27 protein-coding genes are annotated in these 26,240 nt (G+C 54.8%); 7 read left to right on the forward strand and 20 right to left on the reverse strand.

What is annotated here, in order from left to right; genetic code table 11:
• Positions 1 to 24: 24 nt before the first annotated feature.
• The 14 genes from BLO51_RS02510 to BLO51_RS02575 all read right to left on the reverse strand — a co-directional run bounded on the left by BLO51_RS02510 (position 25) and on the right by BLO51_RS02575 (position 15,823).
• Positions 25 to 879: a metallophosphoesterase gene (locus tag BLO51_RS02510; RefSeq protein WP_090666507.1), complete on the reverse strand. Its 855-nt coding sequence runs from the start codon at positions 877 to 879 to the stop codon at positions 25 to 27.
• 95 nt (positions 880 to 974) lie between these two features.
• On the reverse strand, positions 975 to 1,949 hold the full coding sequence (locus tag BLO51_RS02515) for an ABC transporter ATP-binding protein (RefSeq protein ID WP_090666509.1): 975 nt from the start codon (positions 1,947 to 1,949) through the stop codon (positions 975 to 977).
• Positions 1,930 to 2,943 carry an ABC transporter ATP-binding protein gene (locus tag BLO51_RS02520; RefSeq protein ID WP_090666511.1) on the reverse strand — a complete coding sequence of 338 codons (1,014 nt, stop codon included), beginning with the start codon at positions 2,941 to 2,943 and terminating at the stop codon, positions 1,930 to 1,932. The genes BLO51_RS02515 and BLO51_RS02520 overlap by 20 nt, the downstream gene beginning before the upstream one ends.
• 14 nt (positions 2,944 to 2,957) lie before the next feature.
• Positions 2,958 to 3,767, reverse strand: a complete 810-nt coding sequence (locus tag BLO51_RS02525) for an ABC transporter permease (protein ID WP_090666513.1) — start codon at positions 3,765 to 3,767, stop codon at positions 2,958 to 2,960.
• Between the two features lie 12 nt (positions 3,768 to 3,779).
• Positions 3,780 to 4,721 carry an ABC transporter permease gene (locus BLO51_RS02530; protein ID WP_090666515.1) on the reverse strand — a complete coding sequence of 314 codons (942 nt, stop codon included), beginning with the start codon at positions 4,719 to 4,721 and terminating at the stop codon, positions 3,780 to 3,782.
• Positions 4,722 to 4,834: 113 nt separating this feature from the next.
• The gene (locus tag BLO51_RS02535) at positions 4,835 to 6,388 is read right to left on the reverse strand and encodes an ABC transporter substrate-binding protein (RefSeq protein WP_090666516.1); all 1,554 of its coding nucleotides are present in this window, start codon (positions 6,386 to 6,388) and stop codon (positions 4,835 to 4,837) included.
• 59 nt (positions 6,389 to 6,447) lie between these two features.
• Entirely contained in the window at positions 6,448 to 7,182 is a 735-nt protein-coding gene (locus tag BLO51_RS02540; RefSeq protein ID WP_090666518.1) for an MBL fold metallo-hydrolase, read from the reverse strand.
• Positions 7,179 to 8,048: a MurR/RpiR family transcriptional regulator gene (locus BLO51_RS02545; RefSeq protein ID WP_090666521.1), complete on the reverse strand. Its 870-nt coding sequence runs from the start codon at positions 8,046 to 8,048 to the stop codon at positions 7,179 to 7,181. The genes BLO51_RS02540 and BLO51_RS02545 overlap by 4 nt, the downstream gene beginning before the upstream one ends.
• Positions 8,045 to 8,758: an HAD family hydrolase gene (locus BLO51_RS02550; RefSeq protein WP_090666523.1), complete on the reverse strand. Its 714-nt coding sequence runs from the start codon at positions 8,756 to 8,758 to the stop codon at positions 8,045 to 8,047. Before BLO51_RS02550 ends, BLO51_RS02545 begins: the two co-directional genes overlap by 4 nt.
• Positions 8,759 to 9,046: 288 nt before the next feature.
• Positions 9,047 to 10,162, reverse strand: a complete 1,116-nt coding sequence (locus tag BLO51_RS02555; RefSeq protein ID WP_167670082.1) for a Ger(x)C family spore germination protein — start codon at positions 10,160 to 10,162, stop codon at positions 9,047 to 9,049.
• Positions 10,159 to 11,262 carry a GerAB/ArcD/ProY family transporter gene (locus BLO51_RS02560; RefSeq protein WP_090666527.1) on the reverse strand — a complete coding sequence of 368 codons (1,104 nt, stop codon included), beginning with the start codon at positions 11,260 to 11,262 and terminating at the stop codon, positions 10,159 to 10,161. The genes BLO51_RS02555 and BLO51_RS02560 overlap by 4 nt, the downstream gene beginning before the upstream one ends.
• Positions 11,263 to 11,305: 43 nt before the next feature.
• Positions 11,306 to 12,415, reverse strand: coding sequence for a Ger(x)C family spore germination protein (locus BLO51_RS02565; RefSeq protein ID WP_090666529.1), 1,110 nt, complete (start codon positions 12,413 to 12,415; stop codon positions 11,306 to 11,308).
• Between the two features lie 112 nt (positions 12,416 to 12,527).
• Positions 12,528 to 14,066 carry a spore germination protein gene (locus tag BLO51_RS02570; RefSeq protein ID WP_090666531.1) on the reverse strand — a complete coding sequence of 513 codons (1,539 nt, stop codon included), beginning with the start codon at positions 14,064 to 14,066 and terminating at the stop codon, positions 12,528 to 12,530.
• Between the two features lie 479 nt (positions 14,067 to 14,545).
• Positions 14,546 to 15,823 carry an ArnT family glycosyltransferase gene (locus BLO51_RS02575; RefSeq protein ID WP_090666533.1) on the reverse strand — a complete coding sequence of 426 codons (1,278 nt, stop codon included), beginning with the start codon at positions 15,821 to 15,823 and terminating at the stop codon, positions 14,546 to 14,548.
• Between the two features lie 500 nt (positions 15,824 to 16,323).
• Here BLO51_RS02575 and BLO51_RS30040 point away from each other — a divergent pair, with 500 nt between their 5' ends.
• Positions 16,324 to 16,416: a dihydroorotate dehydrogenase gene (locus tag BLO51_RS30040; protein WP_143006804.1), complete on the forward strand. Its 93-nt coding sequence runs from the start codon at positions 16,324 to 16,326 to the stop codon at positions 16,414 to 16,416.
• A 63-nt stretch (positions 16,417 to 16,479) separates the two neighbouring features.
• Here the strand turns inward: BLO51_RS30040 and BLO51_RS02580 are convergent, their stop codons facing one another.
• The 6 genes from BLO51_RS02580 to BLO51_RS02605 all read right to left on the reverse strand — a co-directional run bounded on the left by BLO51_RS02580 (position 16,480) and on the right by BLO51_RS02605 (position 21,623).
• Positions 16,480 to 17,067, reverse strand: a complete 588-nt coding sequence (locus tag BLO51_RS02580; protein ID WP_090666536.1) for a hypothetical protein — start codon at positions 17,065 to 17,067, stop codon at positions 16,480 to 16,482.
• Between the two features lie 90 nt (positions 17,068 to 17,157).
• On the reverse strand, positions 17,158 to 17,700 hold the full coding sequence (locus BLO51_RS02585) for a TetR/AcrR family transcriptional regulator (protein WP_090666539.1): 543 nt from the start codon (positions 17,698 to 17,700) through the stop codon (positions 17,158 to 17,160).
• Positions 17,701 to 17,794: 94 nt separating this feature from the next.
• On the reverse strand, positions 17,795 to 18,544 hold the full coding sequence (locus tag BLO51_RS02590) for an alpha/beta hydrolase (RefSeq protein WP_245719498.1): 750 nt from the start codon (positions 18,542 to 18,544) through the stop codon (positions 17,795 to 17,797).
• Between the two features lie 32 nt (positions 18,545 to 18,576).
• Positions 18,577 to 19,572, reverse strand: a complete 996-nt coding sequence (locus BLO51_RS02595) for a FecCD family ABC transporter permease (RefSeq protein WP_090666544.1) — start codon at positions 19,570 to 19,572, stop codon at positions 18,577 to 18,579.
• Between the two features lie 19 nt (positions 19,573 to 19,591).
• Entirely contained in the window at positions 19,592 to 20,602 is a 1,011-nt protein-coding gene (locus tag BLO51_RS02600) for a FecCD family ABC transporter permease (protein ID WP_090666546.1), read from the reverse strand.
• Between the two features lie 25 nt (positions 20,603 to 20,627).
• A complete protein-coding gene (locus BLO51_RS02605) occupies positions 20,628 to 21,623 on the reverse strand; it encodes an iron-hydroxamate ABC transporter substrate-binding protein (RefSeq protein WP_174551184.1) in 996 nt (331 codons plus the stop codon).
• A 237-nt stretch (positions 21,624 to 21,860) separates the two neighbouring features.
• Between BLO51_RS02605 and BLO51_RS02610 the strand changes: the two genes are divergently transcribed.
• From BLO51_RS02610 to BLO51_RS02635, 6 genes are all read left to right on the forward strand, one after another.
• Positions 21,861 to 22,214, forward strand: coding sequence for a hypothetical protein (locus BLO51_RS02610; RefSeq protein ID WP_090666548.1), 354 nt, complete (start codon positions 21,861 to 21,863; stop codon positions 22,212 to 22,214).
• Between the two features lie 127 nt (positions 22,215 to 22,341).
• Positions 22,342 to 22,722, forward strand: a complete 381-nt coding sequence (locus BLO51_RS02615; RefSeq protein WP_090666550.1) for a hypothetical protein — start codon at positions 22,342 to 22,344, stop codon at positions 22,720 to 22,722.
• Positions 22,719 to 24,077 (forward strand): right-handed parallel beta-helix repeat-containing protein, encoded by a 1,359-nt coding sequence (locus BLO51_RS02620; RefSeq protein WP_090666552.1) that lies wholly within the window; start codon positions 22,719 to 22,721, stop codon positions 24,075 to 24,077. Before BLO51_RS02615 ends, BLO51_RS02620 begins: the two co-directional genes overlap by 4 nt.
• Positions 24,074 to 24,655 (forward strand): nitrous oxide reductase accessory protein NosL, encoded by a 582-nt coding sequence (locus BLO51_RS02625; RefSeq protein ID WP_090666554.1) that lies wholly within the window; start codon positions 24,074 to 24,076, stop codon positions 24,653 to 24,655. Before BLO51_RS02620 ends, BLO51_RS02625 begins: the two co-directional genes overlap by 4 nt.
• Positions 24,655 to 25,476 carry an ABC transporter permease subunit gene (locus tag BLO51_RS02630; protein ID WP_090666557.1) on the forward strand — a complete coding sequence of 274 codons (822 nt, stop codon included), beginning with the start codon at positions 24,655 to 24,657 and terminating at the stop codon, positions 25,474 to 25,476. The genes BLO51_RS02625 and BLO51_RS02630 overlap by 1 nt, the downstream gene beginning before the upstream one ends.
• Positions 25,469 to 26,182 (forward strand): ABC transporter ATP-binding protein, encoded by a 714-nt coding sequence (locus BLO51_RS02635; protein WP_090666559.1) that lies wholly within the window; start codon positions 25,469 to 25,471, stop codon positions 26,180 to 26,182. The genes BLO51_RS02630 and BLO51_RS02635 overlap by 8 nt, the downstream gene beginning before the upstream one ends.
• Positions 26,183 to 26,240 lie beyond the last annotated feature (58 nt).

The raw sequence follows: 26,240 nt of genomic DNA on the forward strand, positions 1-26,240 counted from the left end.
TCCTTTGTAAAATGGACGGATCAATTATGCATTCAGTGGGCTTCGATCCTCAAGAGAGGCCAGCTCGATCACGGACAATGCCTTCGCAACCTCGGTCTGCGCATCTCCCGGATTCGACCATTCCCGGGTATAGCCGAGACAGCTGCATACGTACAGCGTGCCGCCGAAGGTTTGCCGCTTCCGGTAGTGCACGTGGCCGCAGACGGCCAGCTTCACAGAGGAGGCATACGATTCGATCAGCTTCCCGTACTGCTCGCTTCCGAGAAAGGCGTTAAAGTAGCCCCATACCTCGCCAGCGTTCGGGACGGTAAAATAACGGTGAGGCAGGACGTGGGTCATCACGATGACCTTCTTGTCCCGAAGCTCGCTCAGTTGCTTGTCCAGCTTCTGCACGAAATAATCGCAGACCTCTGTCGTCGGCCGGTCCCACCGGGCGAACAGACTGTCCTGCCATGTCCGCTCGCCGAGCGACATCTGGTCAAACTCCTCCTTCGTGTAGCGGTCTGCGCCGAACGAGTAATCGTACCAACCGATATCTCCGACGACGGCCCATTCTTCATTAATCATGTAGGCGCCGTTCGCGAGGTTCCCTTCGTACGCCTGCAGCTCGCGGTACGAATCCCAAGCCGTACGTTCCGGATCATGGATATTCCACAGATCGTGATTGCCCGGGACGAACAAGCACGGAATGGACAGCCGTTCCCGGATGTACCTGAGCGTCTTCAGCGTCGTGGCGCTGTTGTTGGAGATGTCTCCGCCGATCAGCAACAGATCCACCTTCTGCGCAAGCGCCGCTTCGCAGAGCGCGTCCTCGACTGAAACAGAGCAGCCGGGGTTATTGGTATCGATATGCAAATCCGACAAAATGCCGATGTTCAAAACGATTCCCTCCTCGTTCTCCTGTAGGCTTGAGCGGGCCGGATGGCGATGGCGGCTTCTGCAAGCTTCGCCCCGCCGATCCGATGCAATGCTGCTTAAATCAGCAGGCAGCGAGCGTAATGGTCCAGGCCGACAGGCTTCCAGTCCGGCAGCACGAGGGCGCATTCCGCCGCCGCCTGCGGGCAGCGCGTGTGAAACGGGCAGCCCGCAGGCGGATGAAGCGGGCTCGGCACCTCGCCGCGGAGCACGATGCGTTCGCGCCGCTCCCCGTCACGGACGGACGGGATCGCCGAAAGCAGTGCCCGCGTGTACGGATGGACCGCACCGCGAAATAAAGCTTCGGCCGGCGCGAGCTCGACAAGCGTGCCCAGATACATAACGGCGACCCGGTCGCTCATGTACTGCACAACGTTCAAATCGTGCGAAACGAACAGTGTAGTCAGCGCGAAGTGCCGCTGCAGTTCCTTGAGCAGATTCAAAATTTGCGACTGCACCGATACGTCGAGCGCGGACACCGGCTCGTCCGCCACGACGAAGGACGGGCGAAGCATAAGCGCCCGGGCGATGCCGATGCGCTGACGCTGGCCGCCGCTCAATTCGTGAGGATACCGGGAGGCGTAGCTGCGGTCCAGCCCTACCGTCTCCAGCATGTCGCGAGCCTGCTGCCTACGCTCGGCAAGCGATCCGCTCCGGTGGACGCGAAGCGGTTCCTCCAGAATCGAGCCGATCGTATGCCGCGGATTGAGCGACGCGTACGGGTCTTGAAAGATCAGCTGAATGTGCTTCCGCATCTCCCGTATTTCGCGGCCCCGCAGCGTTGTCAGCTCCCGTCCGCGAAAGCGGATGGACCCGGAGGTCGGCTCCATCAGCCTTGCAAGCAGTTGGCCGGTCGTCGACTTGCCGCAGCCGCTTTCTCCGACGAGGCCGAGCGTCTCGCCGCTGCGGATATTGAAGGAGACGCCGTTCACGGCGTTTACCCATGCCTTGGGCTTTCCGAAGCCTGCGGCGGCCGGGTAGCGCTTCGTCAGCCGGTCGATCGCCACCAGCGGTTCAAGCGAGCTGATACTCACGGACGAACGGCCTCCCTTCCTCGGCAAGCAAGCAGCGGACCTCGTGCCGGTCCGCGATCAAGCGGCTCGCCGGCCTAACGCCGGAGCAGGCCGCAACGGCACGGTCGCACCGGGCCGCGAACGGACAGCCTCCGGAGCGCTCCTCCGGCGGAGGCACGCGACCGGGGATCGCGTACAGCGCCTCGTTCCGCTTGTCCGGCGAAGGGATCGACCGCAGCAAGCCGGCCGTGTACGGATGGGCGGGCGACCGGAACAGCTCCGCTGCCGGGGCCGTCTCCGCCACCTGCCCGGCGTACATGACGGACACGCGGCTGCACATTTCCGAGATGACGCCGAGGTCGTGCGAGATCAACAGCACCGACGTGCCTTCCGTCCGGTTCAAGTCCCGCAGCAGCTCCAAAATTTGCGCCTGCACCGTCACATCGAGCGCCGTCGTCGGCTCGTCGGCGATCAGCAGCTTCGGACGGCACGCCAGCGCCATCGCAATCATGACCCGCTGCCGCATCCCGCCGGACAACCGGTGGGGATATTCGCGCATCAACTGCTCCGCGCGGGCCAACCCAACTTTTTCCAGCATGCCTATGCTATGATTATACGCGTCTTTACGGGACATCGCCAAGTGCAAACGCGGCCCTTCCATCAGCTGTTCTCCGACCGTAAATACCGGATTGAGCGAGGTCATCGGGTCCTGGAACACCATCGCAATCTCTCTGCCACGCAGTCTGCGCATCGCCTCCGGCGACAACCGTGTCAGCTCGGCGCCGGCGTAGTCGATCGCCCCGCCCGCAATGCGGGCGCCGGCAGGCAGCAGTCCCATCACGGCTTGAGCCGTGATGCTTTTGCCGCAGCCCGATTCTCCCACGATGCCGACGATTTCCCCCCGCCCGACCGATAGCGATACCCCTTCGAGCACGGCGCGCATGCCCTGACGGGTCGGAAGCTCGATATGCAGCTCGTCCAGCCTCAAGAGAGGCGTTTCTTTTCCTCTGGCCATGGTACGTTCCCCCTTCATCGTTTCGGGTCGTTCCAATCGCGCAGCCCGTCGCCGAGCAGATTGAAGCCGAGCACGGTCATCGTGATCATAAGCCCCGGCGCCAGCGTGTACCACGGCGCTTTCGCAATATAGCTCTGGGCCTCGTTCAGCATGCGTCCCCAACTCGGGTCGGGAGGCTGAATGCCGAGCCCGAGGTAGCTCAGCCCGGCTTCCGCGAGAATCGCCCCCGAGAAGCTCATCGTGGCCGCCACGATGAACGGCGACAAAATGTTCGGAAAAATGTGGCGGAACACAATGGAGAGCGGACCGGCCCCGATGCCTCGCGCCGCCTTCACAAAATCCATCTCCTTGTACTGCACGAACCCGCTGCGAACGATGCGGGCAAACCCGGGCACGGCCATCAGGCCGATCGCCACAATCGTATTGGTCAGGTTCGGCTGAAACACCGCGACCAGCATGAGCGCCAGCAGCAGCCCGGGGAACGCCATCATCGCGTCCATCAGCCGCATCAGCGCTTCGTCCAGCCAACCGCCGACATAACCGGCGGCGGCTCCGACGAGCAGCCCCCCGGCCGCGCCGATCAGAACGGTCAGGAAGCCGACCTGAAAGGCGGTCCGGGAAGCCGTCATCACCCGGCTTAAAATGTCCCGTCCGAAATTGTCCGTTCCGAGCAGGTGCTTCGCCCCGGGAGCGAGAAACCGGCCGGCCGGATTCATGCTATTGACGTCGTAAGGAACATACAGCCAGCTAACCAGCATGAGCGCCAGCATCGCGCCGATCAGTGCGCCCCCCACGAGCAAATGAACGTTCCGATTTCGTGTCATTCCGCTCTTCTCCTACTTCAACCGAATTCTCGGGTCCAGCACCCGGTACAGCATATCGACGGCAAAATTGATCGCAATCACCGTTACGGCCGTGAATAAAATCATCCCCTGCACAAGCGGAAAATCACGGGCGCCGATCGAGGAAACAAGCAGCCGCCCGAGCCCGGGCAGCGCAAACACCTGCTCCACCACCAGACTGCCGCCCAGCACGTCGGCAAAAATCATCCCCATCACCGTGACGACGGGGATGAGCGCGTTTTTCAGTACGTGCTTGTACAGCACTGCCTGTTCTTTCAGTCCCTTGCTGTAGCCGGTTCGGACGTAGTCCTGCTTGAGCTGCTCCAGCATCGTCGTTCGCAGGTAGCGCACCACGACGGCAACCTGCGGGATCGCTACGGCCAGCGCAGGCAGGAACAAGGAGCGCAGCGCCTCAAGCGGCGACTCCGACCACCGAACGTAGCCTCCGGCCGGAAACCAGTGGAAGGTCAAAGCGAACAGCAGCACGAGCAAAATGCCGAGCCAAAACGACGGAACGGCCAGTCCGAGCTGACTGAGCAGCGAAATCCACCAGCCGGACGCCCGGCGCTGGGACTTGGCCGCCGCAATGCCGAGCGGCACGGCGATGACGATCGTTATCGCCATGGACAGCACCGCGAGCGATGCCGTCACCGGCAGCCGGTCCAAAATCAGCTCCCCGACCGGCCTTGAGAACTTGAGCGATTCGCCAAGATCGCCCGATACAACGCCTCCGAGCCAGCTCGCAAATTGCTCGCCGAGCGGACGGTCGGTGCCCAGCTTCGCCTCAAGCGCGGCCACCTGCGCCTCGTCCGCCTCCATTCCGAGAATGGTCAAAGCCGGATTCCCCGGAATGATCCGAAAGACGGCAAAGGTCATCATCAGGACCAGCAGCACCGTCAGCACAAGCGTAAAGGCTCTCCGCCATGCATACGTCACGTCGCTGTCTCTCCTTTCCTAAAAAAGTGGGCGATTCATTCGAGATGCCGCGCGAGCGGACCGTTTTTTCCGATTGATCCGCCCGTTTAACTCGACATTAGCCCAGCTTCTTGTTACTTCACACGGTGAATCGTGGACATATCCTGCACGTAAATCGGGTACAGCTTGTAGCCGTCCAGCTCTTTTTTCATCGCTACGGTGAAGTTCGGGTCCATGATGTAGACGGCGACGGCGTCTTTGGTCAATAGTTTTTGCGCGTCTTTATAGAGCTGCGCCCGTTTGGCGTCGTCCAGCTCGACTTGAGCCGCCTTGATCAGCTTGTCGTATTCCGGGTTGTTATAGTTGTAGAAGTTCGACTTGTAGTCCGACGCGTAGCGCACCAGCACTTCATGCGGATCAAGCTTGCCCGTCAGCCCGATGATCGTCATATCGTAGTCGCGGCCTTTGTAAATCCGGTCCAGCCAGACGGCCCATTCGACCATTTCGATTTTGGCGGTGATGCCGACCTTCGCGAGCTGCTGCGCAATAACCTGCGCGGTATCGACATGGAACTTGTAGTTGGACGGCACCGAAATCGTCGTGCTGAAGCCGTCCTTCAGCCCCGCCTCGGCCAGCAGGCTTTTCGCCTTGTCCACGTTCACGTTGTAGGTCGATTCCAGACCTTCCTGAAAATATTTTTGCATGACCGGGCTCATGTTGGAGCCGAGCTTCGTTCCTTTGCCGTCCGCCACGACTTTAATAATTTCATCTGTATCCACGGCGTAATTGATCGCCTGACGCACGCGCGGGTCGTCGAACGGCTTGCGGGCGATATTCATCGTCATGAGCTGGACCATGTTTTGCATGCCTTCCACATAGCGGAATTGATCCCCTAGCTCGGCGATGCGCTCGTTGCCGATCCGCGGATACATGTCGATGTCCCCGGATTTCAAAGCAAGCAGCGAAGCCTCGGCGTCCGGCATGATGCGAAATTCGACCTTGTCGAGGTAAGGCACGCCTTTGACGTAATAGTCTTTGTTCTTCTCGATCACGAGCTTCTGGTTCGGCTGGAACTCGACGAATTTGAATGGCCCGGTGCCGATCGGCGCTTTATTCTGGTTGTCGTATCCCTTCGGCAAAATAGCGGCCGTGAAGTTGCTCATGAACGAGACGTCGTTCTTTTTCAGCTTGACCGTGACCGTCTTGGCGTCCGGCGTATCGACGGCTTCGACGTTCGCAAAGGCGCTGGAGAGCGGCTTGCCCGTTTCCTTGCCCATCAGCCGCTCGTACGAAAATTTTACGTCCTCCGCCGCCACCGTCTTGCCGTTGTGGAACTTGACGCCGTCACGCAGCGTGAACGTATACGTCAGCCCATCGGGAGAAACCTTGTATTCCTGTGCGACCGCGGGCTGCAGCTCCCCTTTTTCGTTAGGCTTCAGCAGGCCTTCGAACACGTTGAACATCATCTCCTGCGTCCCCGAAGCAACGGCTAGGTGCGGGTCGAGATAGTCCGGGTCCTGCGGAACGGCGACGACGACGCTGCCGCCCTGTATGGGTTCTTTGGCAGCTTCGGCGCCGGTCGCCGGCGTCTTCGCCGGGCCGCCCGAGCCGCAGGCGGACAGGACGGTGACGGACAGCAGCAGAGCGGCAAGCAGCAGGGGGGTCCTTCGCAATCTTTCGGTTAGCATGGTTTCTCCTCTTTTCCATCCGTTGTTTGTTTAATAGGCGGGCATTTCTTGTGGCTGTGTTACAGCACATATTGATCGCCCGTACGGGCGAGATCAATCGGTCCTGGATACGTCTCTTGCGCCTCCCGGACAAGCTGGCCGAGATCGCCGTATTGGGGAAGATGCGTCAGCACGAGCCGCTTCGCTCCGCACTGCGAGGCGAGCCTTCCCGCTTCGCCGGCGGTCAGATGTCCACCGATTTTGCCGAAATATTCGTTGTACAGATTGCTTTCGCAAAGCAGCAGATCCGCGTTCCGGCCGATTCGTACCAAATCGTCGTTCCAAGCGGTATCCGCCGTAAACACGAGCGTCTGTCCCCCATGCTCGATGCGCATGGACAGGCACGGAACGGGATGGGTCGTATGCCCGAAGGTCCAGGTCAGATCGCCAAGCGTAAGCGTATCTCCTACCGCAATGACATGCGAATGCATGTACTCTCCGTAAGCGAGCGTTGCGAAGGCCTCCGGGTCCGCGTCGTGAGCGTAAATCTCGATCGGCTTCGTCCTGCGGCCGAGCTGCATCAGAATCATCGCCGCATGCTGCAGACAGTACACGTCGGCGATATGATCCGTATGGTAATGCGTGAGCACGACCGCGTCCAGCTCCTCCAGCGGCAGATGCCGCTGGAGCTGGGCGAGCGCGCCGGAGCCGCAATCCAGCAGCACGTTGACCGACTCCGTCTGAATCAAATACGACGCCGACGCCGAATCCGCAGCCGGATAAGCGCCCCACGGGCCCAAAATCGTTAATTTCATTTCGTTGTCCCCTTTCCGTTCGGTCCGGTCCACCCAGACGATTCCGTCTCGAACATCCGGAACTTCCGTTCCATCTCCACCATATTGCGCTTGACCCGCTCCAAATCGAGCTGGGCCATCTTCTTGATCAAGGCGTTCGCCAGCGCAAGCGGCGCCACGTACGAATCGAGAAAGCCCCGCGAACGGGTGGCGGCAAGCAAATACACGTCGGCCAGCTTGGCAAAAGGCGACACCGGCGAATCCGTTAAGGCGACGATGCGCGCGCCCTTCTCTTTCGCCGCTTCCGTCAAGTGCCTCGTCGTCTGGCAGTAGCGGGGAAACCCTGAGACGAGCAGCACGTCCCCCGGCCGGAAATGCGCCGCATATTCCGCCGCCTCGCCTTGCGGCACCAACCGGGCCTGGCCGAGCATGTAATGCAGGATGTAAGCGAGCGGCGCCGTCACCGCAAGGCCTGCGCGCCAGCCTGCCGTATACGTGCGCTCCGCGTCCAGCAGCAGCCGGACCGCCTCCTCCACCTTCGCCTCCTGCTTGAGCGCAGCCGTCTCGCGGAGGTTGTCGATATCCCGCGCGAACAGCTCGTCAAGCCACGTTGCCTGCTCCTCCTGCGCCGTCTCGAGCAGCCGCTGCACCGGGCGCGCCTGCAGAAACTGCGATTGCAGCTCGCTCTGCAGCGCGGCGTAGCCTTCGAAGCCGAGCGTCTGCGCGAGCCGGTGCACCGTAGCCTCGCTGACGCCGGCAAGTTCGCCCATCTTTTTGGCCGGCAGCACGGCCGCCTGGCGGATGTCTTTGGTCAGGAAGTAAGCGGCTTTCTTTTGACTCGGACTGAGCGAATCGAATAGTTGCTCGATCTTGCGTTCCACGCTCATACGCTGCACTTCCTTTCCTTTCTTTGCAAATAAGCGGGCAGCTCCTGTACCGACGCAAGGACGGGCTCATACTGCACCTCTTCGATGCCGACCCGGCCGAACCGGTTGATCAGGCAGCAGTCCATCCCCACCTCGCGGCAGCCGACGACATCGTCGTAATAATTGTCTCCAACGTAGGAGCATTCCTCTGCACGTACGCCCGCCTGCCGCAGCGCCAGCTCGAAGATGGCCCGGTCCGGCTTCTCGACACCGACTTCCGAAGAGACGATCACATGGTCGAAATACGGCAGCAGTCCGGTATCCGCCAGCACCTGCCTGGCGCTTGAATCCCAGTTGGAGATCAGTCCGATTCCGTAAGAGTTCCGCTTTAGCTCCGCCAGCACCTCGGCCGCGAAAGGATAGGCCACCCAAGGCGAACGAAGCTCTGCCCGCAGCTCGTTCAGCCGCCGCCACTGCTCCTGCAGATCGAGACACAACCCCAGCCGGTAATTCAAAACGCCCAGATACCACAGGAAGAACGTCGTCGCCTCCCGGCCGAGGACACCGGGGTATTCGCGCATGAACAGCTTGTCCGCATAATGGTAAGCCAGCTCGATCTCCCGCAGCTTCTTCGCGATCCCCTGCTCGGCCAAATAAGCCGCAAACCATTTTTCCCTTTCCAAATAAACTAACGTATACCCCAAATCGAACCACACAAACGTCGTTTCCATGCCTTTCCTCCGCTCCGTTAACCCACCAAGAAGGAAATCCTACACCTTCCTTCACTTTGTTGTATTCTCTACATCTTTACTTTATCCTCCGATTGTTTGCGCAATGTTAAATGAATCCAAAGATGATGTGAAGACGGCGCTACGCTAAAGCGGCGATTTTCATTTCGTGGAACAACGCAAAAAAGGCTCTTGTTCGCATCTTTGCGGCAAGGGCCGATCTTTATTTTTCTCCGGATTTCTCGGAATTTTATTCCGTAACGGATGACCTTGCGCAGAGAGCCGCATGAATCACTTGATGGCCCCGCTGCTCTTGAGCGTCAACTTGACTTTTACGTTCACGTCCGCTTTTGCGAACGCATTGCCCCACTCTTCCTGCACCTGCTTGAATGCCTTGAATTGGTACGCCCGCGCGAAGATGCCGAAGCCGACCGGATCGACCTTCAGGCTCTGGAATTTTTTCACCAGCTCCGAGAATTGCTTGTCCAGCTGCTTCTCAATCGCGGCTTCCAGCTCTCCTCCTTTTTTTTCAATATCAAACGGAAACAGTCTCTGCGTCAAAGCTCCTGACAAATGGATGTCCACATCAAAACGAAACTTCCCTTGATTGTAAGCCGTTTTGATTTTGACCTTCTCGGTACCTGCGTTGAAGCTGACCATATCCGAGGCGAAAACACCGCTCTTCCGCTCATGCGGGATATGGATATTGAAAGGAATCTCTTCTACCGTACTCCTCTGCAGAATAAGCAGCAAAGAACTTTCCTGTTGATTCAGCGAGCCCTTGTATTTCCCTTTGTTATTCAGAAGCGCCGTGCCCGTCACCTCGAATTCCTTGTTCAATTTAAGCTCGGAAATGGAGATGGTCATGCCTTTCTCGTACTTCTGTTCGATCAGCTTTTGAAGCGTCGTCCGGACGGTGAAATTACGCCGATTGTTTTTATCGAGCAGCCTGGTCAGATGAAGGGAAAGCCGCGGCTTGTCCTTAGGATAATGGTGCATCACATCGGATACCCGGCCGTCCACGAGCACGACCTTGGCACTGATGGTCTGCTTCCCGTCCCGGAAAAAGGTATCCATCAAGGGAAGCCAATCTGCCCGTTCCGTCAATCGCTTGCCGAGAAACAATATTTGCGATTTCCCACCGACGGTAAGGGCGGACACGACGGCATCGAACCGGTTTCTGGCCGTGCGGATCGTCTTGGACCGGAATTCGTAGTCTTCATTTTTTTTCTTCGCTTCTTTACTGAACACGGGAGCGGCCATAGAGACCAACAAGTTATCTTTCTCGTCCAAATCGAGGCCTACCGATAAGCCGAGCGTTAAATCCTCAATATTCGCCTGATCCCAACATCCAGGCAGCATCGCCACGAATACGACCAAGGCTGCCGTCCGTACCCATCGCTTCATGTTCCCCCTCGCCTCCAGCGCAGACGATCGTGAAGCCATACGTACAGCCACAATATATATGGGAACAAGTAGCCGAAGAACATCTCCGTCAGGTTGACAACTTCAATCCATTTATCGGTCTTGTTGAACGTCGGCATAACAAAGATCACGCTGCCGACAAAAAGCAGCATTACCCATTGAAGCAGTTTACGGTGATCCTCTCTGCCGAAAATCCAATTGATCGAGAAAACGGAAAGGTATAATCCCGGCAGCCATGTTGTTGAAATGATCATAATAAAGAAAGAGAGAAAAACGATTTCCAGCCGTTCGATAAACCGGAATTCCATCGTTTTGAGCAGATTGACTGAGGGCTCATTAAAGTGGGTAATGGCATCCGGGCTATAAAAGACGTTGCAGGTCACGGTAACATGCAAGTAAACGAGCAGCGTCAGCACATTGGCGATAACAATCCCCCTTGAGGCGTATTGTTTGGATTTTAGAAACGGATACAGGAGAAACGACGCTTCAAACCCTAAAAAGGCGTACAGCGCCGGCTTCATCGCAAGCAGGATCGGATGCAGACCCTCTTTAAACACAGGAAGCATGTACAGCCAATTGCTTTCTCTCAAGGAGAGCAGGTAGAAGAAAGGCATCCACAAGGTGATATAAAGGACGATCTCCGCATAGCGGCCTAAAACGCGAACGCCTCCCCGGGCAAGCAAATACGACGGAATGGCGAGTAGAATCAGCATGACGAAATCAGGGGTTTTCGGTAAAATCCACGACTTGATGAACAAAACAGCCCTTACCATGATGGTATAGGAAAAGAAAGCGAAATACATTGCGGTCAAGACCGCTGCGGCTCGTCCCACCCATTTCCCCGCATACCGCTTCAGCAGATCAAAAAGCGTCCCATCCGGGTACCGCTTCATCACCTGAACAATCGTTAAACTGGAGCAGGTGGCAATGAAAAAACAGATGACGATAGCGATCCATCCGTCGGTTCCTGCGAGTTCGGCCAACTCCCGCGGCAACTGCAGCAAGCCGACGCCCATTTGAATGCCGGCGATCAGAAAAATATATTGCATCAATGTAATGTCATTAAACGCATACTTTTTCATTCGTTATCACCCGCTTTACGAATTGAACAAGCTTGGGCATCTCTTATTTGGCCGGCCCCATATCGACAATTTCTGTTTTTACGGAAAGCTTCACATCCGCCTTGGCCAACGCTTCGCCCCAATGTTCCTGCACCTTCTTGTAGGCTTGATACTCATGAGCGCGGGCGTAAAGCCCGAGACCGATCGGATCAACCTGATGCTTTTGAAAACTTCGGATCATTTGTTCGAACTGCCGCTTCAACTGCTTGTCAATGGCCTGCTCCAGCTTGTCTCCCTTTTTTCTGACGTCAAACGGGAATAACCGCTCCGACAAGGCAATGGGCAACCGAATATCGATGTCGAATTGAAACTTGTCTTGAGCGTGCTTCGTTTTAATCTTCATCTTGACGCTTTTGACCCGAAAGGTGGTCACGCTTCGTGAGACCGGACGTCCATGACCTTTTCCGGGAATTTCAACCGACAGATTTATTTCCTTCCCGCGGTTTTGCAAAAGAAGCAGCAAGCTGCTCTCTTGCAAGCCCAGCAGCTCCGCATACTCCCCGCGCTCGTTCAGCACCGCCGTTCCTGTCACCTCAACGGCTTTGCCCATCTTAACTTCACTAATCGATGGCGTCATTCCCTTCTCGTACATTTGTCGGTGCAGCTCCTGCTGCGTCGTTCGCACGGTTATCCCTCTCCGGTTGGCTGTGTCGATCAATTTGGTCATATGCAGAGGCAGCCGCGGCTTATCGAGCGGATAGAAGTCAATGATTTCTGAAACCGGCCCATCGACGGCGACGACTCTGGCGTTCACGGAATACTTGGCGTCCCGGTATACGACATCGAACAGCCGGAACCAATCCGGATGCTGTAGTACGCGCTTACCTACCAGCATAACCTGTACCTTCCCCCGAATGGTCAGTCCCGTCGTCATCGCATCGAACCCCGTCATCGCTTGACGAAACGTTTCTGTCTTACGGCCGAACTCTTCATTTTTCTTCTTCGCTTCCTTGTTAAATACAGGGCTGGATAAGTAATACACCATATGGTTATCTTGGTCCAAATCCATGCCGAGCATTAAGCCGAGCGTCAAATCCTCGACATTGATCTTATCGTTGCTGCAGCCTGGAACGAGCAGAAGAACCAGCAGTCCGAGCATAACCCATCGTTTCATGCGAGCTGCCTCCGGGTAACACGAGTTTTCATCCACAGCAAAAACCCACAGCTTCAAAAAAAGCACGGCCCGAAAAAAAACGAGCGCGCCGAGCTTCCCTATACTTCTTCATTCAGCCGTCACCTTTCGGGTGGTTATCGCCCATTCTTCGCGATTGAACGGCCCGCGAGCTCTTGGGACGCGTCTTCATGCTCCATAAGGGCAGACGAACGAATGTATCCTTCATATCCGCGAACCGCATCGGGGCGATCGGGTTACCGTAAGGTGTGCCTAGCGATTCCAGTGAAATCAAATGTGCAATCAAGGTCATCATACCGATCACGATGCCCACAATCCCGAACATCGAGGCGATGATCATCATCGGAAACCGAATCAGCCTGATGCCGGAGGCCATGTCATAATTGGGGATAATAAACGAAGCGATCGCCGTGGAAGCGACCACGATAACCATAATGTTGCTGACGATTCCCGCGGAGACGGCCGCTTGACCGATCACGATGCCTCCGACAATCCCGACCGTTTGCCCGATTGGTGCCGGAAGCCGGACCCCCGCTTCGCGCATCATTTCCAGCGTAATTTCCATAAGCAGCGCTTCGACAAGCGGAGGAAACGGAACGCGCGCCCGAGATTCTCCGATCGACAGCAGCAACTGCAGCGGAATGACCTCGTAATTAAAGGAAATGACGGCGATATAGAGCGCTGGTAAAAAGACGGCTAAGGCAAATCCCCCAAACCTCAGCAAACGTGTAAAAGACGCGACCATCCAGCGTGTACTGTAATCGTCCACACTTTGAAAAAACGAAGTAAACGTCGCGGGGCCGATCAGTACGCTGGGCGAACGGTCGACAACGATGACGAATCTCCCTTGCAACAGTTGGGCAGCAGCCGAATCCGGGCGTTCCGTGGTAATAAACTGCGGGAAAGGCGAATACGGGTTGTCCTCGATCAGCTCGACCAATTCCCCTGTGTTAATGATGGCATCGATGTCCAACCGCCGAATGCGATCATCGATTTCCTTTAATACTTCGGGATGAACGATATCGGCCATATATAAGATGGATACGAGGGTGTTCCCCCGGCGGCCGATCGTCAGCTCCTTAATTTTCAGCTCGCGGTTCGGGATGTAGCGTCGGATCAGAGCAATGTTCTGGCTGCCGGTTTCGACAAAGCCTTGATGCGCGCCCTTAAGCGATGCTTCGAGTTGCGGGTCTTCGATCGCCCGCTGCGGCCATCCTTGGGTGTTGAAGACGACGGCTTCGCTGCGGCCATCCTCGAACAAAATGCTGACGCCCTGCAGCATGGCCATTTCGAGATCGGACCACAGACTTATGGTCTTGACATTCCCGACGTTCACCCGGGGCAAATTGTCCGGCGCGTCCGCATCCGATTCGAATTGAAGCGGGCGCAGCACGTTGTTGTTTAGGGCGTTTTTATCCGTAAGCCCGTCCAAATAAGCGATTGCCGCCTGTCTGCCCGTCTGTTTGATCACGAAATGGCGTACGACCAAATCGGGCGTCTGACTGAACAGCTCGTGCAAATCCGCTATATTTTGCGATAATACGGAGCTGATCGGAGTATTCAGCTTGTGGTTCGCCTGAGCCTGCGACGCAAAGCTCTTCTTTCCTCGAATCCAATTATGCAAAAAAGCCATGGCGATCATCCTGTGTGTTGTAGAGAATAAGTTACACGTTAGGATGCGGTTTCCATGGCAAAGTTATACGTTAATTTACGTTAATTCATAGTCTAATTCATCCGTTCTCATTTCGCGGCTGTTTCCCCATTCAAATCTTCATCCGTTATCGAATATCTAATCAGAAATTCATACCAATATTGATCAAAAGAAATTTTGTTCCTGTCCTGCAAGGTCAAGTATCGATCCCATAATCTCATCCGGAGTTTTTCCAAGTCGGTCGTCGGCTCCATATAGCATTCTCCTCCCAGGACGCATGATCCACTTTATGAGATTAGTCTATGGGGATATATCCAAAGGAACACGGTAGTTGCCCAATGAGGAGAAATAAAAAAATCCCTACCAGCCTATGCCAGCGGAACGGGTCGAAGCTTTCCGGCACAAGGTGAAGGGATGGTCGCAATCGCCATATTACTCAGTATGGAGCGATGTGAACCGCGCTAAACCCCACTTTCATGTCGGGGATGCGGCGGTAAGCCATGATTGTTTTTAGCAGTGAACTCTTTTGTAAAAATCAATATTACCTGGTAGATCATATAGCTCATAAACAATATAAAAAATGTCATCACTGGATAGCCATATCTCGACATCGCAACAAATGGGATCTGGATAGCGGTAAAATAAAATAATGTCAGAAGAATCGGTAATAAACTCTTCCCAGTTTTGCGGACACACGCCCAAAACATACCTATGAGGCCGCCCCAAACAATGATAGTCTGTATATTACCAACAATGTTCTTTTTAATTGAGAAGATATCATGCAAGTAGAATGGAACTAAATAAAGGGCACGAAGTCTTCCAATGGTATAGTGATGAATATACTTTAATGGTTCATGTATCAAGCCGTATTTTAGAACATCTAATCCTTTGGCAACCGCCACCTGATCTGCACCGGTAAAGATGGTGCTGGGATCGTATTGAGGATAAGCCGCAAAAAAACCATCAGGCGGAAGCTCGTACCGAATTTGAGTTCCAAGAAGGAATGGGCTCCCCGCGGAATTTGTAAACAAAATAAAATGGCCAAAGGTGATGTAATTTCGAATCCACCACGGGATCAACAGAACGATATAGGCGGCTATGATAGTGAGCGTGAATCGAACAATTTCTTTAAACGAATAGTGGTAACATAGCCACAAAAATAGCATAATGCCTGGAAATAATGAGGCTTGCGGCTTAAAATAAGCTGCTGATGCTGTCAGTAATCCAACCCCAATGTACCAACTCGTTTTTTTTGTATGAAGAGCAGTGATCATGACGCATAAAAGTACCAAAACAATAAAACGGAAAATACTCTCGGTTAGAATTGAACCGGAGGTAAAGTAATCTGGAAGATAGACAGCAACTAATAATGAGGTGATAATAGCAACCCGATGATTAAAAGTATACTTGGCAATATAATAGACTGGAAAAATGCATATAGCCTGCAGAAAGGCTTGAAAGATTCTAAAAGCAGTTACACCGCCATGCTGCTCCCCAAAAATCGCCATAAATCCGCTTAATATAATGGTCAAGCCTGGCATAATAAATGCGGAAGGATCATTCCCTGAATTATAGACAAGGGTACCTTCGTTAAGGAGAACTCTCGCACTGTGGATATATTTAACGTCATCATTATCGAGTTTAATCGGATCTCCCAGTAAAAGACGGTCGCCATGGACCAATACGACTATTATAGAAATAAGAAATACAATGGATGACAAGATCAGCAAGAATCGCATGGTTGTAGCTTCCTTCAAATGAGAAAAAAACAAAATTTTAACCTCCGAACGAAAATAAATTATTTATAAAGCCCATCAATATATAACAATCCTACACTAAGAAAGTTGGTTTTTCAACAAAATCCGCCAAAATCAGCATGTCACATAGGGGAAGCACAAAGGCGAATTGAAGAATATCTTGATTTTTATATCACAAAAGAGCACAACGAAAATTAAACAAGCTGACGCCGATGGAATACCGACGCCAGCTTGCAGCCTAGGGCTTTGTTCAATGTCACTAAATGCCGCAGCTCGTTCGCCAATCAGTGGATATAATCCGCCTTTTTTTGATGAGCCGCGACTGGCTACGAAACGATCTGCAGCCGATGGGTATGTATAAACATGTTAATTGCCACATGTCACCAGCCCATACATTCGCTCTGTACTCGAATATCCTAAGATTGAGAGTTACCGGGAAGGTTACAAACGGTACTCAATCACATTCAGAGGAGTGTTGACTAATGAGTTTCGTTAGAGGTTTTACTTCCACCGGTGTTATTCTGGTTCTTTTCATTCTGCTCGTTATCGTTGCTTGCAGTATCTGTTTTATTTAAGCGAACTAATGTAGAAGGGGGCCGCCGACAGGTGGCTCCTTCCATATTCAATCATGGTCAAAATCAACTGTTTCTGAAGACCTCCTCAAGCATATTTAAATAACCACTCTTAATCATCTTCTGATCTTTCAGCTTTAATAATAATTGATAAAAACCTTCTCTATAATCGGAATAATGGAAGATGTTCGCTTTTTCCATCATTGTTGCAAATCGTTTTTCAAACTGTGGCGCGTCACGCATCATATACTTGTAGTTCATCACCCATAGCTTCATCAGATGAATCCATTGGTCATTTTCAAACCGTGTTTTGTCATAGACCAAATTCTTATCACTGTTCAGGATACAGACATCAAAAAATGTGAAAGGATTGTCTCCTCCAATAAAGGTGGATACTAAAAATTTTTCAGGCATCAGGCTGTTTGCAAAATCATACCACGTCGGTTGGAACTTCGCTTTTATACTTTCGGTCAGTTCGTACAATGCGATATCCGGAGTAATATCTTTAATTGTTAACGATAAGTCTACATCCGAGTAGGTGTCTGAGGTTTGTTCAACACGACTTCCAACTACATGTATTCGGGTTATAAAATCCAAGCCCTTTAAATGGTTCATCAACTGTTCGGTCAAATCTTCATTTGTCGATGTCCCCATAATATCTCCAGCCCCTTCTTTATTTAGATATCGCAAAAAAATAGAATCAGCCTGTTACGGCTGATTCCATAAGCTCATGCTCTTCGGGCTCTAGCGTTCCGGGTGCTTCGGTTTTAGCTCGGGCATCTCCAAAACAGCCGAAATGTTGCACAGCATGCCGTTCGCCATGAACATGCTGACCGCCACCTCCGGCTGCTCGATGCCCGCTTCGCGAAAGCGCGCCTCCACGTGAGCCGTCACCTGAAGCATGCCTTCTCGCATCACTTGGCGGATCGGCTCTTCCTTGATGACCATCGCTTGCATTTGCAAAACGATCTCATGGTGATGCGTGCGCATCAGCTCTTCGTAAGTCTGAATCATCGCCTGCTCCAGCCGGTCCGAAGACGCATCCACCCCCGAGAACACACGGACGACGCGCTCGAAGGCCAGCTTCAGTGCAGCGGCGAACAGCTCCGCTTTGCTTTTGAAAAATTTAAACACGTAAGGCTGTGAAATGCCCACCCGCTCCGCAACCTGCGCCGTAGTGGCGCTGTAGTAGCCATGCTCCGCGAACACCGCAACGGCGGCTTCCAATATTTCTTCTCTGCGGCTCGCCGCGGCAGGCGCGCCGCTCCTCAACTTCATCTTGCCCATCGTTCCTCCTGCAAAATCGGAGCGCTCCGGCCGACCTCTTTGATCAGTTAGTTATTAATTACTAACTGTACTATAAGCGGATCGACCGGATATTTCAAGAACCGATTCCCGCCGGAAACAGCCAAGTCATCGCTTCCGGAAAACGCTTGACAAAATACTTCGACTCGTGACCCACGCCGTCTTCGATTTCAAACCGCAACCGATCCCCGGTGAACCCGCGCTCCGTCAATATCGCATGCGCTTCCCGGGTGTACGGAACCATCATTTTCTGGGCGCTCGGTTTATAAATGCCTTCGATGCTTCCCACATACATGTAGATTTTGCATCCTGCTTCCTCCATCGGCTTCGTTCTCACATACTCCATGAAGTCCGGGTACCAGAAGGAAGCGGACAGCAGTCCGAACCGGCCGAACACGTCGGGATGCAAATATGCGGCATAAAGCGAGACCAAGCCCCCGAATGAGCCGCCGGTAATGCCTGTCTCCTCCGGCAGGCAGGATGTCCGGTACTTCTCATCGATCCATGGCTTCAACCGGCCGGTAACGAAGGCGAGATATTCGGCGCCCTTTCCACCGAAATTCCGGGACTTGTCCGCCAGCGAAAGGGCAACCCACGGCGTGTACTCGTCATTCCGCTCGAACGGCGTAATGCCGACGAATATAAGCTCGCGCAGCCCGCCGCTCTCAAACCTGCGTTCCAGCTCCTCTATGGAAGAATCGAACAAATAGCTTCCGTCTTGTACGTAAACGGCCGGATATGCCGCTCCACTTGTAAAATACGAAGGAGGGAGATAGACGGTTATCTCCCTGCCATCGAACGATTCGACTATGATTTTCCCACGCATGACGCCCTCCCGGGTTGGGACCAGTCCTTGCATCAGGCTCTGGCCTTAAATAACAAATACACAAAATACGGAACGCCGATAATTGAAATCACAATGCCGACAGGCAGCTCGGCGGGCGAGAATACCGTCTTCGCAATAAAATCCGATACGACGACCAGCGCCATGCCGATCAGGCCGCAGACGGGAACCATGCGGACGTGCCGAATGCCTACGAGACGCCTGGCGATATGAGGCGCCATCAGCCCGACGAAGCCGATCCCTCCCGACACGCTGACGCAGGCGCTCACTAGCCCGATGCTGCCGAGCAGCAGAATCATCCGTTCTTTTTCCACAGCGACGCCCAAGCTTCTGACGCTGTTTTCCTCCAGCTGCAGCAGGTCCAGAGTATACGATCTGCGCACAATAACGGGAATAAGAACAACCAGCCACGGGAGCATCGCGACAATAAACTTCCAGTTGGCGTTGTAGATGCTGCCAGTCATCCAGACCGTCGCCATCTCGAAGTCGGACGGATTCATTTTCAGGCTGATGTACATGGAAAGCGCACCGAGTCCGGAAGCGGTAGCGATGCCCACCAGAAGGACACGCTGCGGGTCCAGCTTGCCATCCTTCCAAGCGAACAGATACAGAAATGCAGCCGTGCTTAGACCGCCCGCCCAACCGAACAACGGCATCGCCATCGTGGAGAACCAGCCCGCTCCCTTGATTTGCCCGCTGAAAAAAAACATAAAGATGACGACGGCCGCGCCCGCTCCGGCGTTGATACCCAAAACTCCCGGATCGGCCAGCCCGTTCCGCGTGACGCCTTGGATCGCCGCGCCGGCCACGCCCAGCCCCAGGCCGACCAAAGCGGCAATAACGATGCGGGGCAGCCGGAAATCGAAGATGACCAGATCGTGCTCGGGCTGCGGGTTGATCCGAAGCAGCGTTCGTACGATATCGCCCACCGTGATGTCGAAGGCCCCGTTCGTGAGAGAAAGGTATGCGGCGATGAAGATAAGCGCGACCGCTCCGAGCAGCACCGCCATGTACCTGCCAGCTGAAAGATTACGCACGCTGCTCCCCTCCCTTCTTCCGGATCAGATACAGAAAGAAAGGAACCCCGATCAAGGACGTCACGACGCTGATCGGCATCTCGAACGGGTAGTTCATGAAACGGCTTGCGACATCGCACAAAGCAAGAAATACCCCGCCCAGCACACCGGCGCATGGCACGATCCACCGATAATCGAGGCCGACGAGAAAACGGGTAATATGCGGGACGATCAAGCCGACGAAGGCGATCTTGCCGGCCAGCGCCACGGATACGCCCGTAAGCAAAATGACGGCAGCCATCGCGACCGCTTTAACGATCAGCGTCCGCTGTCCGAGGCTGACCGCCACTTCCTCCCCTAAGGAAAGAATCGAAACGGATTTCGAGATGAGCAGCGCAAGCACGATCCCGACCACGGCAAAAGGAATCGCCAGCTTGATCAGATTCGGGTCCATCTGATGCAGTCGGGCGCTATACCAAAAGCCGATTTTTTGCGAAACCTGAAAATACGTCGAAAACGCGGTCGCCATGCTGCCGAGAAACGTTCCGATCACGGTGCCCGTAATCGCCAGCCGGACCGGAGACATCCCGCCCGGCAGCAGCGACGCCAGTCCGAAGACAAGCCCTACGCCGAGCGCCGAGCCGATGAACGAATAAACGATCATTTCGATCGAAGAAGAGCCGGGCAGCGCGATCATGCAGACCGTAATGGCGAATACCGAGCCGTCGGTCACCCCCATGATCGAAGGGGATGCAAGGTAGTTCCTTGTCATCCCCTGCATAAGCGCTCCCGACATCGCCAGGAAAGCACCGATGAGCAGCGCTCCGACCGCGCGCGGGACGCGGGAGTGCATCACGATTTGATGATTGACGTTGCCCGGGTCGAAACTTGCGAACGCCTCCCAGAGCGTGTCTGCATCGATCGTTTTGGAGCCGAAACGGACGGATAAAATGATCGAGAGGACAATCGCAACCGGCGAAAGCCATAAGATCCACGCCGGGTGAAGCTTGTATGCTTGTCTCATGCTTTGTCGGCTCGCCTGCCTGGAATCAGGAGGCCAGCTTTTCCATAGCTGCTTTCAGGAATTGAATTTTGCTCCACGAGGTGCCGCCTTGCCCTAACGGATCGACGACGTTGACGAATACTTTGCCGTTTTTCACTGCATTTATGCTTTGCCAGATCGGATTTTTTTGCAGATCCTCCAGCGCCTTCGGCTTGTCTTTGTTTTCGTCCTCGGAAAATTGCAGGAAAATGTAATCCGGGTTCATTTCGCTAAATTTCTCGATCGAGATGAGCTCCTGCGCCTTCGCGGCCTTCACTTCCGGAGGCGCCGTAAAGCCGAGATCGGCATACAGCGACGCGTTGAAGAATACGCCTTCGGGATAAATGTACAGGTTGCCGGTCCGGACTCTCAGGGAGACGACCTTCTTGTCTTTCAAGCGATCGCCGAGCTTCGCTTTGGCTGCTGTCACATCTTCCTTATACTTTTGCAGCACCTGCTTGGCCTGCTCTTGTTTGCCGGTCAACTCGCCCAGCAGCAGCAGATTGGCTTCCCAGTTCGTCGAAATATGGGAAACCGGGAACGTCGGCGCGACTTTCGCCAGCTTTTCCGCCATTTCCGGCGGAAACTTCGAAGAGCCCAGAATGACGTCCGGCTTCATTTTCAAAATGCCTTCGATATTCGGCTGCATTTTTTCGCCGGTGCTTTCCACGCCTTGCGTGATGCTTTCGAACATCTTCGGAAATTTGCCCCCTACGGTAATCGCGCCGATCGGCTTCACGCCCAGCACTAGCGCGTCTTCCATCGCCTCCATCGCGCCGCTGATGACGATTCGGTCCGTTTTGCCGGGAACCGTGTAATCCTTGCCGAGATATTTGATCGTTTTGGTCGCCGGAGCCGCAGCTTCTTTGGCCGTTGCCGCCGGTTTCTCCGTTCCCGACGAAGCCGCCGGCTGCTCTTTCCCCTGACCTGCCGTGCCGCAAGCGGACAAGGCAAGCGCAAGCAGCGCCGCAGCCCCTATTCCTGACCATCTGCGTTTCATCATCTTGCTAAATCCCCTTTCATTGATAATGATTCTCATTTTCGATTATAAACGACCCTCCTCGCTTAAACCATGGACAATTTCCTGATTCACTTTGGACAATTTCCGAAAAAAATAATGATAACAATTGCTTTGCAGTAGACCTAGTTCTTCGGATGACGTGATTAAAACTTTACAAAGTACCACGTTTGAGGCCATACTTCCGTTATTAAATAATATTTTCACGAAATAGGTGATTATATGAAAAAAACCTTACTTTTCGCATCTTTATCACTAGTTATCGCTTGTTTATGTTGTTATTGGTTTATTTTCTATTTGTATCAACAAAGCGAAGACGGTATTCCAATACCTAGCAAGGCAATATTAAAAGAAAAAATCGTTTCGGATAAAGGCGCCGTGCACATCTATAAATTAAATGATTTGCAACAAACAAACGGTTTCCCCACAAGTTATAAAATTCGACTCCATCTTGCAGGGTGGGAATATTCAGGGGGAGAAAGTGAAGGGGCAGAATTTGTATTCAAAAAAAATGATGGCAGCAAAGTATATTTCTCTATTTACACTTACGAGCTTTCACTTTTTAGACCGAATTAAAAATCTGCCAAAAAGTTCATTTTATCTTCACAGGAAACCGCCCCCGATAGCCCTACCGGGCTATGGGCAACCTGCTTTCCGTTCTATACAATGAGGATGCTTGCCTGTTTCGTGAAGGAGTGATGAGATGAATCGTAAACGAATGCTGACGGTCCTGCTTGGCCTGCTGCTGGCGGCTGTGATAACCGCCTGCTCCTCCGAGCGTCCGGTCGATCCGTCGGAGGTGGAGGTCACGCTGACGACCAACCCTTCGCCGCCCAAGGCAAACGCCGTCACCAAGTTCACCGCCACGTTAGGCGGTGTGCCTGAATCGACCAAAGCCACCCTGTCCTTCGACATTCGCAAGTCCGAAAATGATACGCTGTCGTATTTGAATGCGAAGCAGGAAGGACTCGCGTTCTCCGCGGACAAAGAATTGAAAGAGCCGGGAACGTACACCGTCTATGTGCATCTGTACATCGGCGACCTGCACATTACCAAGAAAAAGAAGATTGAGGTCGCTTCATGAGCCGCATCCGCAGCCTGATGCCGCGCGCATCTGCCCTGCGAACCGCGCTGCTGGCGTTCTCGCTCGCGATCCTGCCGTCCGCGGCGGTCTTCGCCGCAAACAGCGGAAGCAGCGGGAAGGAAATCCCGCTCCAGCAGCTCATTGACGAAGCGCCGCCGGGCGGCACGCTGAAGCTGGCGGAGGGAACCTACCGGGGACCCGCCGTCGTCGCGAAGCCGCTTCGGATCGAAGGCGCGAACGGCGTGCGGATCGTCAACGAGTCGGATCAGCCGGCGGTCGAGCTCCGCGCCAACCGTTCCGCGTTAGCGGGCCTGGCGATCCGGGACACGGGAGCCAAGACTACGGCCGCCGTGCTGCTTTCCGGCGCCGACAGCACGCTGGAGAATCTGCGGATCGAGACGGTGTCCTCCGGCATTCATCTGCGGGACGCAAGCCGCAACAAGATCAGCCGTACGACTGTAAGTTGGGCGGGGCCGGACGTCAAGATGACGGAGAAGGGCAACGGCATCGACCTGTACGCCTCCCATGACAACGTGATCGCAAACAATACCGTCATCGGCATGCACGACGCCATCTACATCGAGAACAGCAACGGCATCCGGGTAGAACAGAACGAGGTGAACGAATCCCGGTACGGGGTGCATTTCATGTACGTCAACGACTCGTCGATCCGGAGCAATATCGGGGCGCGCAACATCACGGGAGCGATGGTGATGAACGTCAATCGCGTAGAGGTAACGAGCAACACGTTCGTTAAGCAGAGCGAGAACGTTAACTCCCAAGGCCTGCTGCTGTTCGACGCGAGCGATTCCGTGTTCACGGACAACCGTCTGGAGGGCAACCGCGTCGGCATCTTCGTCGAGCAAGCGCAGAAGAACGTGCTGGAACGCAACCGGGTTACCGTGAACTACGTGGGCCTGCAGCTCAAAGAATCCGAGAACAACCGGTTTCAGGGCAACGATTTTCAAGGCAACGTTATCCCGGCGGAAGCGACGGATAGCCAGAATAACGACGTGAAAGCCAACTATTGGGACAGCTTCCAAGGCATCGATCTGGACGGAGACGGGTTCAGCGATATGCCCTTTGCGATCAATCCTTTTTTTCAAAAAATGACGAAAACGACTCCGCCGTTCCAGCTGTTCTTCCAGTCGCCGGGCATGGCGTTTCTGGAGGGCATGCTGACCTCGTCCAAGCAAGCTTGGACGACCGACCGCGCGCCGGCGATGAAGCCATACGCAGCGGACGCCGACCGTCCGCCGGGCGCTTTCGAAACGACGGGAACGCTGGTGATCAGCCTCCTCCTGCTGGGGAGCGCGGTAACAACCATATTCGTAACGGGGGTTCGACGAAAATGAAAAAATTCACTTTTAGCCTGGCCATTGTCATGATCATTCTGGTGCTGTCGGCATGCGGAGCCAAAAAGTACGAGCCGCAGGCCATCAACGAAGCGACGGACAAATGCGCCGTGTGCAGCATGCAGGTGAAGGACGACCAGTTCGCGACGCAAACGGTCCTGAAGGATGGCAAATCGCTCAAGTTCGACGATATCGGCTGCTACAACGAGTGGAAGAAGAAAAACGGCACCGAGCAGGTCGGAGCGACGTTCGTCCGGGATTACCATTCGAAGGAATGGATCGAGCTGGAGAAAGCTTACTATGTGTACGACAAATCGTTCAAATCGCCGATGGCTTACGGCATCTATTCGTTCAAGGATAAAGCAACGGCGGAGAAATTCATCTCGGACAACGGGAAGGGCAAGCTGATGACAGGCTCCGAGCTGGGCTCCCATACGTGGGAACGCAATTCGGATAAAATGAAGCATATGAAAGACGACCACAAGCCCGGCGATGAAGGCAAGCAAGGGATGAAAGACATGAAGGACGGTCATGGCGGCAGCGAAGCGAAGAAAGAAGAGCCGAAGGTTGCGAACTAATGAAACCGATGCTGACTGTGGCGATTCGCGAGATGAGAATCGGCTTCCGCAACCCGTGGGCATACTCGTTCCTTGCGCTCTTTTCCTTATTCAGCCTGGCCCTGCTGCTGATTCACTCCAGTCGGGTCGTCGAAGGGTATTCCAGCGTCACGGGCACGATGCTGAACCTGATCTTGTACCTGCTGCCGCTCATGACGCTGCTGCTCGGCTCCTTCTCCCTGACCGCGGAAAAGGAAGAAGGCGGCTGGCAGCTGCTCTCCGCTTATCCGCTCGGCACGCCCGCGTTCGTGCTGGGTAAATATGCGGGCATTGCCGCCGTGCTGCTCGTCATCGTCGCCTTCGGCTACGGCTTGACCGGCGTCGTCGGGCAGTTCACCGGAAAGCCGTTTGATGTAAAAACCTTCACGTTGTTTCTGGCCTTCTCGGCCGGCATCGTGCTGCTGTTTTTGGCCGTCGCCGCCATCGTCGGCACGCTCGCCAAAAACCGCTGGCAAGCGCTGACGTACGGGGTGGCGATCTGGTTCTTCACCGTCATCGGGTGGCCGACGCTGCTTGTCGCCGTACTGGGCTTGCTGCCGTACCTGTGGATCAAACCGGTGCTGGCCGCGCTCACCCTGCTCAATCCGGCAGAGCTGGTCCGGCTGTTCATCGTCGTCAAGCTGAGCGGAGGGTCCGTGCTCGGGCCCGAATATTACGAATGGATCGGGTGGATTCGCGGGACGGGCGGCACCCTCCTGTTCCTGCTCGTCGCGGCCGTCTGGATCGCCGGTTGTTTGGGCGCTGCCGTTCTGTTCTGGGAAAGGGGGCGGTCGCGTGGCTAACCCGGTGCTGAAGCTGACGAACGTCCGCAAAACAATCAACAAACAACCGATCGTCAAGGGCGTCGATCTGGAGCTATACCCCGGCCAGGTGATGGCGCTGTGTGGCGGCAATGGAGCGGGCAAAAGCACGCTGCTGCGTATGATCGTCGGCAGCTCGCAGCCAACTGAAGGCTCCATCGAGGCGTGCGGGCTTAAGTGGCGCGCCGACCGGATGCGCTACGCCGCTTCCGTCGGCTATATGCCCGACGACTACGTGTTCGGGCAGGCGCTGTCCGCCCGGGAGACGCTCACGTTCTGGGCGAAGCTCCGCAGCGTGCCGCCGTCCCGTGTTCAGGAGCTGCTGCACAAGGTCGGCTTGGCCGAGGTGCAGCAGAAGCCCGTCACCTCCTTCTCCAAAGGGATGCGGCAGCGGCTGTTGTTCGCGCAGGCGCTGCTCGGGGACCCGCCTCTGCTCGTGCTGGACGAGCCGACGAACGGCCTCGATCCGTACTGGCTGCAATCGTTCGTGCATCTCATTGAAGAAGTGAAACGCGAAGGCCGCGCCGTTATTTTCTCGACGCATCACCTGCAGGTGGCCGAATCCGTCGCTGACCGGGCCATGTTCCTGCGAAACGGCGAATTGGTACGGCAGGGCTCCATCGACGAGTTCCGGGAGCACTACGGGCCGAAGGGACTGGACGGAGCGTTTACGGAATTTATGGCTTGAACGAGTCTTTGGATCACAAGAAAGCCTTGTCCTCTTTCCATGAAGAGAACAAGGCTTC

It is taken from the genome of Paenibacillus tianmuensis, assembly GCF_900100345.1.
Lineage (GTDB): Bacteria > Bacillota > Bacilli > Paenibacillales > NBRC-103111 > Paenibacillus_G > Paenibacillus_G tianmuensis.

What these genes read in the sequence shown, in the direction of transcription:
- BLO51_RS02615 (WP_090666550.1), top strand. Translation starts at nt 22,342, where the DNA reads ATGAATCGTAAACGAATGCTGACGGTCCTGCTTGGCCTGCTGCTGGCG.
- BLO51_RS02630 (WP_090666557.1), top strand. Translation starts at nt 24,655, where the DNA reads ATGAAACCGATGCTGACTGTGGCGATTCGCGAGATGAGAATCGGCTTC.
- BLO51_RS02620 (WP_090666552.1), top strand. Translation starts at nt 22,719, where the DNA reads ATGAGCCGCATCCGCAGCCTGATGCCGCGCGCATCTGCCCTGCGAACC.
- BLO51_RS02610 (WP_090666548.1), top strand. Translation starts at nt 21,861, where the DNA reads ATGAAAAAAACCTTACTTTTCGCATCTTTATCACTAGTTATCGCTTGT.
- BLO51_RS02575 (WP_090666533.1), bottom strand. Translation starts at nt 15,823, where the DNA reads ATGCGATTCTTGCTGATCTTGTCATCCATTGTATTTCTTATTTCTATA.
- BLO51_RS02585 (WP_090666539.1), bottom strand. Translation starts at nt 17,700, where the DNA reads ATGGGCAAGATGAAGTTGAGGAGCGGCGCGCCTGCCGCGGCGAGCCGC.
- BLO51_RS02580 (WP_090666536.1), bottom strand. Translation starts at nt 17,067, where the DNA reads ATGGGGACATCGACAAATGAAGATTTGACCGAACAGTTGATGAACCAT.
- BLO51_RS02540 (WP_090666518.1), bottom strand. Translation starts at nt 7,182, where the DNA reads ATGAAATTAACGATTTTGGGCCCGTGGGGCGCTTATCCGGCTGCGGAT.
- BLO51_RS02535 (WP_090666516.1), bottom strand. Translation starts at nt 6,388, where the DNA reads ATGCTAACCGAAAGATTGCGAAGGACCCCCCTGCTGCTTGCCGCTCTG.
- BLO51_RS02565 (WP_090666529.1), bottom strand. Translation starts at nt 12,415, where the DNA reads ATGAAACGATGGGTTATGCTCGGACTGCTGGTTCTTCTGCTCGTTCCA.
- BLO51_RS02560 (WP_090666527.1), bottom strand. Translation starts at nt 11,262, where the DNA reads ATGAAAAAGTATGCGTTTAATGACATTACATTGATGCAATATATTTTT.
- BLO51_RS02570 (WP_090666531.1), bottom strand. Translation starts at nt 14,066, where the DNA reads ATGGCTTTTTTGCATAATTGGATTCGAGGAAAGAAGAGCTTTGCGTCG.
- BLO51_RS02600 (WP_090666546.1), bottom strand. Translation starts at nt 20,602, where the DNA reads ATGAGACAAGCATACAAGCTTCACCCGGCGTGGATCTTATGGCTTTCG.
- BLO51_RS02555 (WP_167670082.1), bottom strand. Translation starts at nt 10,162, where the DNA reads ATGAAGCGATGGGTACGGACGGCAGCCTTGGTCGTATTCGTGGCGATG.
- BLO51_RS02590 (WP_245719498.1), bottom strand. Translation starts at nt 18,544, where the DNA reads ATGCGTGGGAAAATCATAGTCGAATCGTTCGATGGCAGGGAGATAACC.
- BLO51_RS02605 (WP_174551184.1), bottom strand. Translation starts at nt 21,623, where the DNA reads ATGATGAAACGCAGATGGTCAGGAATAGGGGCTGCGGCGCTGCTTGCG.
- BLO51_RS02595 (WP_090666544.1), bottom strand. Translation starts at nt 19,572, where the DNA reads ATGGCGGTGCTGCTCGGAGCGGTCGCGCTTATCTTCATCGCCGCATAC.
- BLO51_RS02550 (WP_090666523.1), bottom strand. Translation starts at nt 8,758, where the DNA reads ATGGAAACGACGTTTGTGTGGTTCGATTTGGGGTATACGTTAGTTTAT.
- BLO51_RS30040 (WP_143006804.1), top strand. Translation starts at nt 16,324, where the DNA reads ATGAGTTTCGTTAGAGGTTTTACTTCCACCGGTGTTATTCTGGTTCTT.
- BLO51_RS02625 (WP_090666554.1), top strand. Translation starts at nt 24,074, where the DNA reads ATGAAAAAATTCACTTTTAGCCTGGCCATTGTCATGATCATTCTGGTG.
- BLO51_RS02520 (WP_090666511.1), bottom strand. Translation starts at nt 2,943, where the DNA reads ATGGCCAGAGGAAAAGAAACGCCTCTCTTGAGGCTGGACGAGCTGCAT.
- BLO51_RS02545 (WP_090666521.1), bottom strand. Translation starts at nt 8,048, where the DNA reads ATGAGCGTGGAACGCAAGATCGAGCAACTATTCGATTCGCTCAGTCCG.
- BLO51_RS02525 (WP_090666513.1), bottom strand. Translation starts at nt 3,767, where the DNA reads ATGACACGAAATCGGAACGTTCATTTGCTCGTGGGGGGCGCACTGATC.